This is a genomic window from Acinetobacter sp. MYb191 (assembly GCF_037572605.1).
GTDB classification, from domain to species: Bacteria; Pseudomonadota; Gammaproteobacteria; order Pseudomonadales; family Moraxellaceae; genus Acinetobacter; species Acinetobacter johnsonii.
Genome location: NZ_JBBGZP010000013.1, coordinates 261,891 through 277,159 on the forward strand (window position 1 = coordinate 261,891; position 15,269 = coordinate 277,159).

The following is a 15,269-nucleotide window of genomic DNA, read 5'->3' on the forward strand; positions in this document are numbered from 1 at the left end:
GTTTAGAATTTATAACCGATATTTAAACCATAAGCGATCGCATCATTGTTGGTGAATTTTCCAGCATTTGAGTGAGCACCTGTTACAGCATCAGCATCGCCTAACCAGAAGTACTTCACGCCAGCGCCAATAAAGTAGTTTTCTGCTGGCGAAAAACGAACACCTGTACCCACACTCCAAAAACCTTCTGTTGGGCCAAGTGTTGTCACTGGGTTACCTGCGCCAGAATCCCAACCTACTGAAACATTGCCACCCCAGCGCTCGTTAAATTTGCGACCTACACCAACGGTTGCAGAAATTTGATCTTCTTTATAGTCAATCAGATTAAAGCCATTTGGTTTATTAATCGTTGGGTTTTGGCCAACGACTTTTGAAAGCTTAGCAAAGTTATACGGTTGTACTTTGAAGTTTGACCAATCGACCCAACGTATATTTGCGAAAGCAACTGTATTGGCCATAATACCTGTTTGGAAATCAATATTGACAGATTGTGGCGTGGTTAACTTAGTTTCGCCAGAAGATGCATTTAAGGCTGTCATTAATTGATTGAGTTGAGCAGATTGGCCAGGTGCGCCAGGGATTGAAATATATCCAGCTGCGCCAAAACTTTCTGAAGCATTCATTTTGTGCTCGATTTCTGAGCGATAAGTTACTGATGCTTTAAGCGCGATTTCTGGAATTTGATACGCAACACCTGCTAACCAACCTACTGATTCGTCTTCGCCAGTTCTAAAGTCGTAACCGTTGAATACGCTATAAGTTGTACCGCGAAGTAAAACTGTACCATCTACAGTTTGGTATACCGCACCTGCATAAAGATTCCAGTTTTCGTTCGGTTGGTATCCAAAAAGTAAATTCAAGTTCTGAGTATCGACAGTAACAGATGTCCCACCTTGAAATGGAACTGGGCGGTTTTCTACAAAAGTGCTATTACCCGAGTATTCTGCGTCTGCACCGAAAGGTTGATCGTAAATAAGACCAACAGAGAAATGATCCGTTGCTTGAATTTTTAGAGCAGCGTGAGGGAAGTAGTAGTCACTTGCCATGTCACCCGTTTGGTTGCCACTTGTATCTTTTCCTTTTACTTCAGGGTCAAGGACTGAAATACCTGCTTCAAAATAATTGCCAGGTTGAAGGAAAGCAGCAATAGATTGGCCTGAGCGATCAAGACCTGCAGCAAATACTGAAGTTGTTGGGATTAAGCTGAGCAAAATAGCCGAGCGAAGAGCTGTAAGCTTCATAGGGAACATTCCTTGTTGTAGCTTTATGTAAGTGATTGGCACGAAAAGTAACATAAATACAAAAAGAGTAAATGCTCAACTACGGTTGTAAAATGAACTGAAAAGTTAAAAAATGTACTTGTGTAGAGTAAAAACACTAAAAAAAAATATTAATTTTATGATTTATATAGATTTATTTTTAGATGCTGAGTGGCTGATTGAATATTATGCAAAATGTTTAAGTGTTTATTTGTTGCTCAAATGAATCACAAGTGTATAAAAAAGAGCGTAGATGTCATTGTTGAAAATGAAAAAACCATCTTTACAGATGGTTTTTTCAGTATTAATAATTAGAACTTGTAACCGATTTTTAAGCCATAAGCTAAAGCATTGTTATCTTCAAACTCTGCTACATAATCAGAGCCACCTGCTTGAGCACCAGTTTGAGCTTTAGCATCGCCTAACCAGAAGTATTTTACACCGCCGGCGATGAAGGTTGCTGGCGTTGGGCTATATTGAACACCCAAACCAACGTTCCAATAGCCTTCTGTTGGGCCAAGCGTTGATACAGGGTTACCTGCGCCAGAGTCCCAACCTACAGAAACGTTACCCGCCCATTGGTCATTTAATTTACGACCTACACCTACGTTTGCAGACCATTGGTCATCGGTATATTCTACTAGAGAAAAACCATTTGGACGATTGACCAAAGGTCCAACAGCTTCAGCAGCTTTCCCAAATTTATAAGGTGTGATTGAGAAGTCTTTCCAATTTACCCAGCGTACATTTGCAAATGCTACAGTATTCGCCATGATGCCTGTTTGGAAGTCTAGATTCACAGATTGAGGTGTTGTAATTTTAGTTTTGCCATCAGCTGAATTAGCTGCTGCAAAACCACCAATTGCTTGTGAAATAGCAGGTAATAATGCAGGCGGTACAATACCACCCAACATTGGTGCTGCATTTGCTAATGGCGTTGCTAAACTCAGATTTTCATTCGCAACAAATTCATGATCAATTTCAGAACGGTATGTTACAGAAGCTTTTAATGCAATTTCAGGAATCTGAAATGCTGCACCAGCTAACCAACCTGCGGCAGAATCCTCTTTAATGTTCGCATCATAACCATTGAATACGCTATAAGCTGAACCACGTAATGAAACATGACCTTTAATTGTTTGATATACACCACCACCATAAATATTAAAGTTTTCAGTAGGCTGGAAACCAAAAATCATAGAAATGTTTTGTGTGTCCACTTCAACTGAAGTACTACCTGTAGTGGTACCACCAATCATTGATGTTGTAACAGGTAGTGAGCTTAGTACTCGATCTGTTGGAGCTGCAACAAAATTATTAGTGCCAGTATATTCAGCATCTGCACCAAAAGGTTGGTCGTAAAGCAGACCAAAAGAGAATTTATCAGTAAGTTGGAATTTTAGTGCGGCACTAGGGAAATAGTAATCGCCCGCCATATCACCAATTTGACGATTTGTTGTGCTTGTGCCAGCTTCCTGTCCAGATACATCTGGATCTAATACAGAAATACCTGCTTCAAAGTAATTACCAGGTTGCAAGAATGCAGAGATTGACTGACCTGAACGATCTAGAGCAGCGGCAAATGCCCCCGTCATTGGTACAGTTGCTAAAATCATTGCTGTCGTTAATGTCTTTAATTTCATTCTACGTCTTTCCTTGAGGTGCAAATGCAAATGTTTGTTGCTCATTTTGTGTTTATGTTTTTTGGCTTTTGGAGAAGTCGGTTAACCGAAATCATTTGTTACTCCGTGTCACAAAAATAGCACAATTAAAATAAGAGTAAATGCTCTAGATATAACTAATCAGTTCAAAAAGTAGTCACAATAGAGTTTTTATACTAAAAAAATGCGCTTTTAAGATTTAAGTTTTTGAAAAATATAACTATATAATTTGAAATATAAAATTTATTTTTTGGTTAAAAATCACTCAATTGAGTGTTGTAATAAATCTTTTTTGTGATGCTGATCACTGTTTTTCTTTGCTGCTTTATAATACAAAATTATATTTTGTAGATCATTTATCGATTATTTTTATTTAGAAGATCGAGTTATTGTTTTTTACATGATTAATATTGTCTACAGCGACAATGATAATTGTTGCGGTTATATTGCGTTGTGTTATAAAAAATATATAAAAGCTGAAACAAATGTTAAGAACAAAAATCTTTAGTTTTAAATATAGATGAATGAATACAGGTGGTTATTAAGCGGTGTAATCAGCACTCAATCTTGACTTAAATTAAGCTGTAGTTTTGTTATACCGTTAAAAGCATAATTTATTAAAAAATTTAGAGTTTTAGTTCGCTATCGCTCTACTGTGAACCATAAATGATTAGAAGGATAAGATAAGTACATGAATAATTTTTCTTTCAATCCTAGAGCAATAAAAGGCTTGCTTCTTCTTAGCATTTTGGGAGGATTAGGAGCTTCTCAGGCTTATGCCGACGATGGTGCAGATTTGGCCCAACAGTTATCAAATCCTGTCGCGAACTTGGTCAGTGTGCCATTTCAGTTAAATTATGATGAAAACATTGGTGCAGCTGAAAATATAGAACGTTATCAACTCAATATTCAGCCTGTTATCCCGATTGAGTTAAATGAAAATTGGAATTTGATCTCTCGTACTGTATTACCCGTAAATTATCAAATTTATAATGAAGGTGGGCGTGATGATGATTGGGGCGTGGGTGACATTGTACAAAGCTTATTCTTTTCTCCCTCAAAAACATCGGACAGTGGGATTACATGGGGAGTAGGTCCTGCCTTTCTATTTCCTACCGCTTCTGAAAAGGCCTTGGGCGCGGATCAATATGGTGCTGGCCCGACTTTTGTCGTTTTGAAGCAAAGTCACGGTTGGACATTTGGTGCATTGGCAAACCATATTTGGGGAGTAGAGCATGAAGATGATGCTGAGGCGATCAGTAGTACCTTTGTGCAACCTTTTATTAGTTACACTTATCCAAATAGTACGACGGTGGCATTGAATACTGAAACGACATATGACTGGAATGCAGAAGAAGCCACAGTTCCTGTAAACCTGACTGTGACCAAAGTGATTCGCCTAAATGGTCAGGCGATTAGTGTGGGCGGTGGTGCTCGATATTGGGTTGATGATACTGATGGCAGCCCGAAAGGTTGGGGGGCACGTTTGGTCGCATCCTTTGTTTTCCCGAAATAATCAATTGAGTCTGTATTGATTAGAGTGACATTCAACGGATTTAAACTATATGCTTGAATCCGTTGGGTACTTTTTATTTAATGAAGTAGCAAAACCAGAAGTCATACAATATGGCTTCGACTTTTGTCTCTTAACTCGGTTGGAGGAACGCCAAACCAGCTTTTAAAGTTGCGACTGAAAATAGATAACTCTGCATAGCCCAACTGTAGAGCAATATCTGTCAAATTTACATTGCCTGCATCAAGCATACGTAGTGCTTCTTTTTTTCGGACATTTTCGAGTATATCTCGATAGGTTGTTCCTTGTATTTTTAAAGCGCGCTGAAGCTTTTTCGGATGCATGCCCATACATAGCGCAATATTTTCAATGCTGCAGTCTCCTGTCGCCATCAGCATGCGGACTGAACTCTCTATCAGTGCGGTATTGTCTTCAGTTTTGGTGCTGCTTTGTGTTTCAAGCTGCTGTACGATCAGTTGATTGATGGCATCCTCATTAAAATTATAGGGTTTATAGCTTAAAAAGCTTGCAGGAAAATAAAGTGCATCTTCATCGGTTTCAAACTCTACCTGACATGAAAAATGAGCTTGGAAAGTTTGGGCACCTTTTTGTGGTGCTTTTTGCTTGAAGCAAATTTTTTCTGCATGCCACTGTGGGCCAATCAAATCTTTTAAAATATTCGCGACAAGGCAAATGGCCAGTTGTGATTTTTGTGGTACATCGGTGTTGTATTCACTTAAACGCACAAAGTTCAGCTTACAGAGTAGAGCATTATGTTGCGAGACGTGGAAGACAATGCCTTCAGCATGTAAATAGACATATTTTTGCGCCACGCTTAAGGCTTCAAGTATGGTCGTTTGTCGGGACATATAGACGCCAATTAAACCGATTGTGCTAATATTTTGGAGTGCACCGAGTTTTAAACCGAAGCAATCATCCTGACAAGCTAATGCCGCTTTTTCCAATAAATTTAAATAATGATCATAATGAATAAATGAATCTGGATCACGGAGTAAAGCAGGTAAAATCCCGATCTCTTTCAAGATTTCTATAGGGTTTATGCCATAACTACGGACTAAGTCTTCAAAACCGCCGAGGCTGGCTGCACGAATATAACTTCCCATTACAACATTCCGTGTTGTCCTAAAAGATCAATTTAGTGTCCTAAAAAGTCAAGCGTAATTCAAGTCATTTGTTAAAGTAGGATAAGAGATTATCTCAACCAACATAGAAAAGAAGTATTGAATCACCATTTTTAGCCGTGAAAGGAAAAGCATATGCAACTTACGGTTCAGTCTCATGTCGAGCAAACAGTGATAGAACAGACATTACACGATTGTTTTCAATTACAGCGCAAAAGCTTTCATGACCAAGGCATTGAAACGATTGCACAACGCAAGCAACATTTACTGAATTTAAAAGCATTGATTAACGATCACCGTGAAGCAATTATTGACGCCCTGAATCGTGATTATGGCAATCGTTCACGTCATGAAACCTTATTGGCAGAAATTATTACTGTCACGGATGACATTAACGGCAGCATCAAACATTTGAAGCAATGGACCAAAGTACAAAAGCGTCATGTCGATCATAGCTTGTATTTTGGCGCGAAGAACCGTGTGATTCCGCAGCCGCTGGGGGTGATTGGAATTATTGTGCCGTGGAATTTCCCCATCAATTTGATGTTTTCACAGTTGTCGGCCGTGTTTGCTGCGGGAAATACCGCTATGGTTAAAATGTCTGAAAATTCAAGACATTTGGCTGAATTGCTGATTGAGTTAAGCCCCAAATACTTTAAAGCGGAAAAATTACAGATTTTCGATGAGACTGGTGAAGTGGGCATCGCATTTTCAAAACTGCCGTTTGATCACTTGATGTTTACTGGCTCTGGTGCGACAGGGCGTAAAGTCATGGCTGCTGCAGCACAAAACTTGACGCCAGTGACTCTGGAGCTAGGCGGAAAATCTCCTGCGGTGATTGACCCTGAATATCCCATCGATAAAGCTGTAGAACGCATTATGTTTGTGAAACAGTTTAATGCGGGACAAATTTGTACTAATGTCGATTATTTATTTGTACATGAGTCGAAGTTACAAGCGTTTATTCAAGCTGCGGCAGCGTGGGTGCAGGAACATGTGCCTGATATTCATAGCAAAGATTATACTTCTGTGATTGATGAGCGTGCCTTTCAGCGCTTAGTACATAGCTTGGCAGATGCTGAAGCCAAAGGGGCAAGTTTGATTAATTTAAATCAGCAAGAGCCTGATGCGGGGACACGAAAATTCCCACTGACTTTGGTGTTGAACAGCAATGATGCGATGGAAATCGATACGCGTGAAACCTTTGGCCCAATTTTGATGGTCAAAATCTACCAGAAGCCTGAAGAGGTGGTGGACTATATTGTGCAGCGTGATCGTCCATTGGCCTTTTATCCATTTAGTAATAACAAAAGCCTAGTCGAATTTTATATCAGCCGAGTTATGTCGGGCGGGGTTTCGGTCAATGATGCCTTATTTCATGTCGGGCAGCATGACTTGCCATTTGGTGGAGTCGGTGCCAGCGGGATGGGGCATTATCATGGCTATGAAGGCTTTTTGACTTTTTCCAAAATGCGTCCTGTGTTTTATCAGGCGGGTTTTTCGAGCTTGAAGTTTCTCGCGCCGCCTTACGGAAAATTTGCCAATTGGCTGTTGAATTTATTGATCCGCATCAAGTCATAAGCGCTTAAATTTTAAAACCTCAAAATCACTTTTCACTTCAAGATGGGTATTTTGAAGTGAAGGGGTTTGTGTGTTTAAAAACAGAAAAATAAAACTATTAAAGGAGTTAATAGGATGAAGAATAAAGATTTTGATTTTGATCAAATCGTGATTGGCTCAGGCTTTGGTGGATCGGTCAGTGCTTTACGCCTCAGTGAAAAAGGCTATAAAGTCCTGATTTTGGAGAAAGGTTTACGCCGTGAAGACAAGGATTTTCCAACCACCAATTTAGACACCAAAAACTATTTGTGGCGGCCTGAACTGGGATTCAGAGGCACGATGCAATTTACTTTCACCAGTAAAACCACCATTTTGCATGGGGTTGGTGTTGGTGGGGGCTCACAAATTTATGCCAATGTACATTTAATTCCACCTGATGCAGTTTTTGAGTCCGAGGCATGGACCAAGATTCGTAAAGATTGGAAAGAAACCTTAAAGCCGTTTTATGGTCTCGCTCAACGCATGTTAGGTACAGCGAATAATAGCTATACCAATATTGCTGACGACACTTTAAAAGAAGTTGCGAGTGAAATTGGATATGCAAACTCCTTTAAAACGGTCAACACAGGGGTATTCTTTTCGCAAGTAGCTGGTCAGGAAGGGCTATTAGCGAAAGATCCGTATTTCAATGGTGATGGGCCAGATCGTAACTCCTGTATTTATTGTGGCGCTTGTATGTTGGGGTGTCGTAATAATGCCAAAAATACCCTCATGAAAAATTACCTGTATTTTGCTGAACGTAATGGCGTTGAAATTCGTCCAAGTTCTGAAGTCCTTAAAATTACACCTTTGAGTGAGGATGGTGGTGAAGGCTATGAAATCATCGTCAAAGAAACTCTAGGCAAGGATGTTCGTCAGTATAGTTTACGCAGTCGTGGGGTAGTGTTATCTGCGGGGGTAATGGGCACAGTACCATTGCTATTAAAAATGCGTGATCAGCATAAGACTTTACCCAATATTTCTTCATTTCTGGGACAGGAAGTTCGGACGAATTCGGAAACCCTGACCACAGTGAACAACACAGGGAAAAAACTAGATGATGGGGTGGCAATCAGCTCTTTTATTTCGGTCGATGCAGATACCAATATTGAAGTCACGCGTTTCCCTGAAGGTGCGGATGCTTCATGGATTTATATTCCATACGTGCCTATGGTGACTGGTCAGGGCTTTATGCGCTTTATGAAGTTTGTGTTCAATACACTGTTGCACCCCTTAAAAACCTTTAAAGTACTGCGTTATAAGGGTAAAGCCAAAGACTCTATTATTTTATTGGTAATGCAGAAGTCTGAAGCGTTCATTCATTTTGAATGGCGTAGAAAGTGGTATCGACTGTTCCAGAATAGTATTACTGCCGTGCAAAAAGAAGGGGACACACCACTCACCGTTTCATTCCCTGCGGCTGAAGAAGCCACTAAAATGATTGCGCAAAAGTTGGGTGGAGAGCCAGGTTCTGCACTTACTGAAATTCTACTGGGAACGCCAACGACAGCACATATTATGAGTGGCGTTGCGATGGGTAATGACAGGTCGAATGGCGTTGTGGACTTCACTGGTCAAGTTTTTGGTTATCAAAATTTACGCGTATTAGATGGTTCAATTGTGCCGGGAAATTTAGGTGTGAATCCCTCACTGACCATTACCGCACTGTCTGAATTTGCGATGAGTCAAATCCCAGTGTTCTCCGCAGAGCGTGCAGCAAAGATTCAGCGTATCCAGTTTAGTCAGCCTTTGGACGGACAGGTGTCTGACTTAAAGGGCAGTGGGGATTTAGTTAGTGCATTAAGCAATGCTTAAAAAAAAGTGGATATGGGTTGGGCTGGTGATTGTGCCTAATAAGGCAAATTAGACAGCCGAAGCAATACAATCTTTAGATCATTATCCCTCTAACGCTGTATGACAGTGTTAGAGGGTGTTGCTGATTTGATGGGCTATGATTCAGAAATTCCTAAGCTAAGAAGAGAGCGAAAAGCTCTCTTACCTTTTCACAGATCAATGAATGATTTAGGTTATTACGGAGCCTATCCATAAATCCAAAAGCCATCGTTTATTTTTTCTTTTTATAAAATATGACAAGTAAAATCAAAATAATCACTAAGATCAAAGTAATCATGACTGTTTCCATAGTTTGACCTCTAAATCTTGGATTTTATCTAATTTTAACATGCTCATTCGATCACGATATATTTAAAAAAGATCATTTTTCGTTCTTTAAATATGGATTTTCATATATATGTATATTCATATATAAATGTATTTAAAGATTCCATTGAGTTTGAGTAAATGACTGCTACTCCAAACATTAAGATTTATCACAATCCAGACTGTGGTACATCACGCAATACACTGGCGTTGATCCGTAATGCCAATATTGAACCTGAAATCATTGAATATCTTGTCAATCCTCCATCTAAAAATGAACTGATTCAAATGATCGCGGATGCAGGTTTAACGGTGAGAGAAGCGATTCGTAAGAATGTTGATCCTTATCGTGATCTCGAGTTGGGCCGTGAGGACTGGACGGATGAACAGCTTTTAGATTTTATGCTGCAGCATCCAATTTTGATTAACCGTCCATTCGTAGTGACTGAATTAGGAACTCGTTTAAGTCGTCCGTCAGAATTGGTTTTAGAAATTCTGCCACTCCCACAAAAGGGTGCTTTTACTAAAGAAGACGGTGAACAAGTTCTGGATGCAAATGGGCAGCGATTGAAATAAAAATTTCATGGATATATGTGAATATTGATATATCCATATGTTTGAGTGAGTAAAAATATGGATCAAATCAATTTCTTTAAATGCTTAGCTGATGAAACGCGATTCAACATTGTGATGTTGGTTGTGGTTAATCATGAGCAGTGTGTCTGTGATTTGACTGAAAAATTGCAACTTAACCAACCTAAGATTTCGCGGCACTTAGCTTTACTGCGCTCTTCAGGTCTTTTACAAGATCGACGTCAAGGGCAATGGGTCTATTACAGTCTCAATCCCAATTTGCCCAATTGGTGCTTAGACGTACTTAATACCCTTAAAAATGCCAATTTACAGCCCCAAATTGAACGCCCTTTTTCGCAAATAAAGAGTTATTGCGAGTAGCACAATATGAAATTTATTTTTTTATGTACAGGAAATAGTTGTCGCAGCATTTTGTCCGAAGTGCTATTTAATAGTCGTGCCCCAGAGGGTTGGAAAGCCTATAGTGCAGGCAGTCAGCCATCGGGACAGGTGCATCCACTGTCGATTGAAACTTTAGAAAATCTTGGTCTTTCAACAGATGGTTTGTGGAGTAAAACCATTGATGATTGTGAACAATATCAACCTGATGTGGTGATTACGGTTTGTGATTCAGCCGCTCAGGAAGCTTGCCCACTTTATTTAGGTGGTGCAATCAAAGCACATTGGGGTTTGGCTGATCCATCACATTTAGTCTTGCCGAAAGAAGAAAAACTCAAAGCCTTCCAAGTCACTGTGGATCATATCAACCGTCGCTTAGATGCTTTATGGGCATTCGATACAACACATATGTCTCGCCTAGATTTGATTGTGGCAATCCATCAAATTTCGCAGATTAAATGAGATCATCATGGCTCAACAAAGACTGTCATTTTTAGATCGTAACCTCACGCTATGGATTTTTATTGCCATGGCGTTGGGAATTGCGATAGGCGTGTTCTTTCCACAAGCTTCAGTGGCATTGGATAAAATGAGTGTGGATTCCGTTAATATTCCAATTGCGATTGGTTTGATTCTGATGATGTATCCACCATTAGCAAAAGTGGACTATGCAGCTTTGCCACAGGTGTTTAAAGATAAGAAAACGCTGACGCTATCCTTAGTACAAAACTGGCTCATCGCACCTGTTCTGATGTTTGCATTAGCCATTATTTTTTTGCATAGCTATCCAGAATATATGACAGGCCTAATCCTGATAGGACTGGCTCGTTGTATTGCGATGGTCTTGGTGTGGAACGGTTTGGCCTGTGGGGATAACCAATATGTTGCTGCATTGGTGGCATTTAACAGTATCTTCCAAATTTTATTTTTCAGTACCTATGCTTGGTTGTTCTTGACCTTCTTACCACCTTATTTTGGTGTTGCAGGACAGGTAATCAATGTCGATTTCTGGACGATTACCCATGCGGTACTAGTGTATTTGGGAATTCCATTTTTCCTTGGCTTTATGACGCGATTCACTCTAGTGAAAGCTAAAGGTTTGGATTGGTATCAACATGTCTTTTTACCGAAGATCGGTCCGCTGAGTCTGTTGGCTTTATTATTCACGATTGTGGCGATGTTTAGCCTGAAAGGAAACGATGTGGTGAGCTTGCCACTCGATGTCATGCGTATTGCGATTCCATTGACGATTTACTTTATCGTGATGTTCTTCATCAGCTTCTTTATGAGTAAGTGGATGGGGAATGACTATCCTAAAACCACAGCCATTTCTTTTACTGCTGCGGGAAATAATTTTGAATTGGCGCTGGCTGTAGCCATTGCAACTTTTGGTTTAGCTTCACCTGTGGCGTTTACTACTGTAATTGGTCCACTGGTTGAAGTACCAGTGTTGATTGCTTTAGTCAGTGTTTCTTTGTGGCTTAGAAAAAAGTTTTTTAAAGAAGAGGTGTAATTTCTATGACTCTCCCAAATGTAGATATGAATCTTTTGGATCAACCGACTTTAGAAAAGGTACAGGCCAAAGCGCTAGATCATCCACCCCGTATTTTACTGCTGTATGGTTCTAACCGTGAGCGTTCATACAGCCGATTGGCGGTGATGGAAGCTGGGCGTATTTTGGAGCAGTTTGGTGCAGAAGTTAAAATCTTTCATCCTAAAGGGCTGCCTTTACCTGAAGATGCGGACACTGAGTATCCCAAAGTTAAAGAGTTGCATGACCTACTCGCATGGGCAGAAGGGATGGTATGGTGTTCGCCGGAGCGTCATGGCTCCATGAGTTCAATTTTTAAATCGCAAATTGATTGGATTCCACTGGCAGGTGGTGCGATTCGTGCAACCCAAGGCAAGACTTTGGCGCTCATGCAAGTCAGTGGTGGATCGCAGTCTTTTAACAGCTTAAACCAGATGCGTATTTTAGGTCGTTGGATGCGTATGATCACCATTCCAAACCAATCGTCTATTCCCAAAGCTTTTTTAGAGTTTGAAGAAGATGGACGAATGAAACCTTCAGCCTTTTATGATCGAATTGTCGATGTCATGGAGGAGCTGTATAAATTCACGCTACTGACGCGTGGGCAAACTCAGTACCTCACAGACCGTTATTCAGAGCGAAAAGAGTCGGCAGAAGAATTATCTAAGCGTGTCAATCAACGGAGTTTATAAACTCTAGATGATCAAAGATGTTGAAAAGTAGCTTGTGCAATTGAAAAGCCCAATTACAGATTTGATCAGTTTTTAAAAGTCACTTAGTTTATTGAATAGACTGAGATTTTTTAATTATGAATATGGCTTCACTATAGCAAATGGGAGAGTGGCTTTGGCACAACTACAAGCAGAAGTCGATGTGGTTATCATCGGTGGTGGTCAGTCGGCACTTGCTACAGCTTATTTTCTCAAACGTAAAAAAGTTTCATTTGTGATTTTAGATGATCAATCGCAAGCTGGCGGTGCATGGCTGCATGCATGGCAGTCGCTACGTCTTTTTTCACCGCATACATGAAGTTCGTTGTCGGGTTGGATGATGCCAACGACTGAACACACCTACCCAACGCGAAATGAAGTGATCGAGTATTTGTCGGCATACGAGCAACGCTATCAATTTCCGACCATTCGGCCAGTCCATGTCGATCGTATTGAACAAGAAGATGACTATTTAGATGTGTATGTTGGAGATCAATATTGGCGGGCAAAGGCTGTGGTCAGTGCAACAGGTACATGGAGCCAGCCTCATATTCCTAATGATATTGGACGTGAAAAATTTAAAGGAATACAGCTTCATTCAGCAAACTATGTCAATGCAGCGCCTTTTAAAAATAAGAAAGTCATCGTTGTCGGTGGTGGTAACTCAGGTGCACAAATTCTTGCCGAAGTTTCAAAAGTGGCAGAAACGACTTGGGTCACGACGACAGCACCAGCATTTTTATCGGATGATGTGGATGGGCGAGTCTTGTTTCTTCGTGCAACGGAGCGTTTAAAAGCACAACAGGAAGGTCGGAGTTTGGAACAACTCGCAGGTGGGTTGGGAGATATTGTCATGATTGACAGTGTCAAAGAGGCAAGAACACGAGGAGTTTTGCACAGTCGAGAGCCTTTTGTCGCATTTACTGAGCATTCGGCAATTTGGGCTGATGGTTCAATGCAAGCGGTAGATGCTGTCATTTGGTGTACAGGGTTTAACCCCGCACTTAATCATTTAAGAAGTCTTGGTGTGGTCGAGCTTGATCAAACGGTTGCTGTTCATAATGGGCGTTCAATGAAACTAAATAATTTATGGTTGGTTGGCTATGGTGAGTGGACAGGCATGGCATCGGCGACTTTAATTGGAGTGTCCAGAACAGCAAGAGCTGCGGCTGATGAAATTGCTGTCTACTTGACTAGCTAAAACGTATAAGTTTAAAGGGATGCATAGACAGGTTTCATGCATGAACAATTTGATTCGATTTTATATGGATGAGGACTGAGATAGGATTCGCCGTGCAATAAACGCAAAGTTATTGTTGATGATTGATAGGAGATTTAAGGTACTCTAAATAGCTAATTAAAATAAGAAATCCTATCTATTTAAATCATAAAAGCAGCCGAAGCTGCTTTGCGTTTTTTATCATCGTTGAAGTTGCCTCTAAGGCATTCACCATCAGCACAATTTCCGCCAGACTTAAGCGTCTACTTTGGCGGTACGAGAGTTTTGGCTTAATTCATCTGCATGTAGGAAGTGCGTATGCTGCGGTGCGCGTTTGGTTTTGCTCCATTCTTCCAGCATGTCATATTTCATTTGTTCTGTAATCATGGCAATTTTTTGTGGCGCTTTTTCATCGTCATAGGCCAGTTCCAAACGATGACCATTTGGATCAAAGAAATAAATTGAGTGGAAAATACCATGATTGGTAATGCCCAAGACCTCTATGCCATTGGCTTCTAGGTGTTCTTTAGCATCAATCAGTGCCTGACGGTCTTTGACTTTGAGTGCAATGTGCTGCACCCATTTTGGGGTGTTTTCATCACGACCCATTTCAGGCTGGGTTGGTAGTTCAAAGAAAGCCAGCACATTGCCGTTTCCTGCATCTAGGAAGAGGTGCATATAGGGATCAAAGGCTTTGGTTGAAGGGACATGGTCTTCAGCAAAGGCGAGAATGAAATCCATATTTAGATTTTTTTTGTACCATTCCACCGTTTCTTTAGCATCTTTACAACGATAGGCCACGTGGTGAATTTTTTCAATTTGAATGGTCATTTTTATATCCTTATAAAAAACTTAAGCGGCTTCAGGTTGTATTTCAGGTGCAGCGTGTTGAAAGGCCTCTAAAGTGTTGCAATGGGTGTAGATCGAACAAATTTTTGGATAGTCCGATAAATCAAGATTAAAACGTAGAGCGTTATAGACTTGTGGGATCAGGCAGCAATCTGCGAGGGTCGGCTGATTGCCAAAACAGAATTTGCCATTTGACTGTTCCAGTTGTGCTTCAAGGGCTTTAAAGCCCGTTAAAACCCAGTGTTTATACCAAGCCGTTTTCTGCTCATCACTTATTTCCAATGTACCCGTCAGATACTGAAGTACCCGTAGGTTGTTGAGTGGGTGGATGTCGCAGGCGATACTTAAACTAAATGCACGGATCAAAGCACGCTGCTGCAAGTCTTGAGGGAGCAGGGCTATGTCTTGGAATTTTTCTTCTAAATATTCAAGAATACTTAGCGATTGGGTCAAGACAAAATCTTGCTCTGTCCATGTGGGCACCAGCTCACTCGGATTGATCTGACGGTAGCTTTCACTATGCTGCTCGCCGCCATTATTGATTAAGTGCACAGGTACATGTTCAGCGGCCAGACCTTTTAAATTCAAGGCAATACGAACTCGGTAAGCCGCAGAACTACGAAAATAGGTATACAGTTTCATCGGCAACATCCT

At 40.6% G+C, this 15,269-nt stretch carries 13 protein-coding genes and 1 pseudogene; 9 read left to right on the forward strand and 5 right to left on the reverse strand.

What is annotated here, in order from left to right; translation table 11 throughout:
- Window positions 1–2 precede the first annotated feature (2 nt).
- On the reverse strand, window positions 3–1,241 hold the full coding sequence (locus WH214_RS08175; protein ID WP_339421498.1) for an OmpP1/FadL family transporter: 1,239 nt from the start codon (window positions 1,239–1,241) through the stop codon (window positions 3–5).
- Window positions 1,242–1,570: 329 nt separating this feature from the next.
- Window positions 1,571–2,902, reverse strand: coding sequence for an OmpP1/FadL family transporter (locus WH214_RS08180; RefSeq protein WP_004981322.1), 1,332 nt, complete (start codon window positions 2,900–2,902; stop codon window positions 1,571–1,573).
- Between the two features lie 709 nt (window positions 2,903–3,611).
- Between WH214_RS08180 and WH214_RS08185 the strand changes: the two genes are divergently transcribed.
- Entirely contained in the window at window positions 3,612–4,436 is an 825-nt protein-coding gene (locus WH214_RS08185) for a transporter (protein ID WP_339421497.1), read from the forward strand.
- A 101-nt stretch (window positions 4,437–4,537) separates the two neighbouring features.
- On the opposite strand, the gene WH214_RS08190 is transcribed toward WH214_RS08185, so the two are convergent.
- Window positions 4,538–5,557, reverse strand: a complete 1,020-nt coding sequence (locus tag WH214_RS08190) for an AraC family transcriptional regulator (RefSeq protein WP_339421496.1) — start codon at window positions 5,555–5,557, stop codon at window positions 4,538–4,540.
- A gap of 153 nt (window positions 5,558–5,710) precedes the next feature.
- Here WH214_RS08190 and WH214_RS08195 point away from each other — a divergent pair, with 153 nt between their 5' ends.
- The 8 genes and pseudogenes from WH214_RS08195 (at window position 5,711) to WH214_RS08230 (ending at window position 13,748) form a co-directional block, all read left to right on the forward strand.
- On the forward strand, window positions 5,711–7,156 hold the full coding sequence (locus WH214_RS08195; protein WP_339421495.1) for a coniferyl aldehyde dehydrogenase: 1,446 nt from the start codon (window positions 5,711–5,713) through the stop codon (window positions 7,154–7,156).
- A 114-nt stretch (window positions 7,157–7,270) separates the two neighbouring features.
- Window positions 7,271–8,989, forward strand: coding sequence for a GMC family oxidoreductase (locus WH214_RS08200; RefSeq protein ID WP_339421494.1), 1,719 nt, complete (start codon window positions 7,271–7,273; stop codon window positions 8,987–8,989).
- 486 nt (window positions 8,990–9,475) lie between these two features.
- Complete coding sequence (gene arsC / locus WH214_RS08205; protein WP_339421493.1) at window positions 9,476–9,910, forward strand: arsenate reductase (glutaredoxin); 435 nt, start codon at window positions 9,476–9,478, stop codon at window positions 9,908–9,910.
- Window positions 9,911–9,967: 57 nt separating this feature from the next.
- The gene (locus WH214_RS08210) at window positions 9,968–10,288 is read left to right on the forward strand and encodes a metalloregulator ArsR/SmtB family transcription factor (protein ID WP_339421492.1); all 321 of its coding nucleotides are present in this window, start codon (window positions 9,968–9,970) and stop codon (window positions 10,286–10,288) included.
- A gap of 6 nt (window positions 10,289–10,294) precedes the next feature.
- Window positions 10,295–10,768, forward strand: a complete 474-nt coding sequence (locus tag WH214_RS08215; protein WP_339421491.1) for an arsenate reductase ArsC — start codon at window positions 10,295–10,297, stop codon at window positions 10,766–10,768.
- Window positions 10,769–10,775: 7 nt separating this feature from the next.
- A complete protein-coding gene (gene arsB, locus WH214_RS08220) occupies window positions 10,776–11,819 on the forward strand; it encodes an ACR3 family arsenite efflux transporter (protein ID WP_339421490.1) in 1,044 nt (347 codons plus the stop codon).
- A gap of 5 nt (window positions 11,820–11,824) precedes the next feature.
- Window positions 11,825–12,529 carry an arsenical resistance protein ArsH gene (gene arsH / locus WH214_RS08225; RefSeq protein WP_339421489.1) on the forward strand — a complete coding sequence of 235 codons (705 nt, stop codon included), beginning with the start codon at window positions 11,825–11,827 and terminating at the stop codon, window positions 12,527–12,529.
- A 154-nt stretch (window positions 12,530–12,683) separates the two neighbouring features.
- Window positions 12,684–13,748 (forward strand): annotated as a pseudogene (locus WH214_RS08230) (ArsO family NAD(P)H-dependent flavin-containing monooxygenase).
- A 273-nt stretch (window positions 13,749–14,021) separates the two neighbouring features.
- Here WH214_RS08230 and WH214_RS08235 read toward each other — a convergent pair.
- Window positions 14,022–14,597 (reverse strand): VOC family protein, encoded by a 576-nt coding sequence (locus tag WH214_RS08235; protein ID WP_058952186.1) that lies wholly within the window; start codon window positions 14,595–14,597, stop codon window positions 14,022–14,024.
- Between the two features lie 21 nt (window positions 14,598–14,618).
- The gene (maiA, locus tag WH214_RS08240; RefSeq protein WP_339421488.1) at window positions 14,619–15,257 is read right to left on the reverse strand and encodes a maleylacetoacetate isomerase; all 639 of its coding nucleotides are present in this window, start codon (window positions 15,255–15,257) and stop codon (window positions 14,619–14,621) included.
- Between the last annotated feature and the right edge of the window lie 12 nt (window positions 15,258–15,269).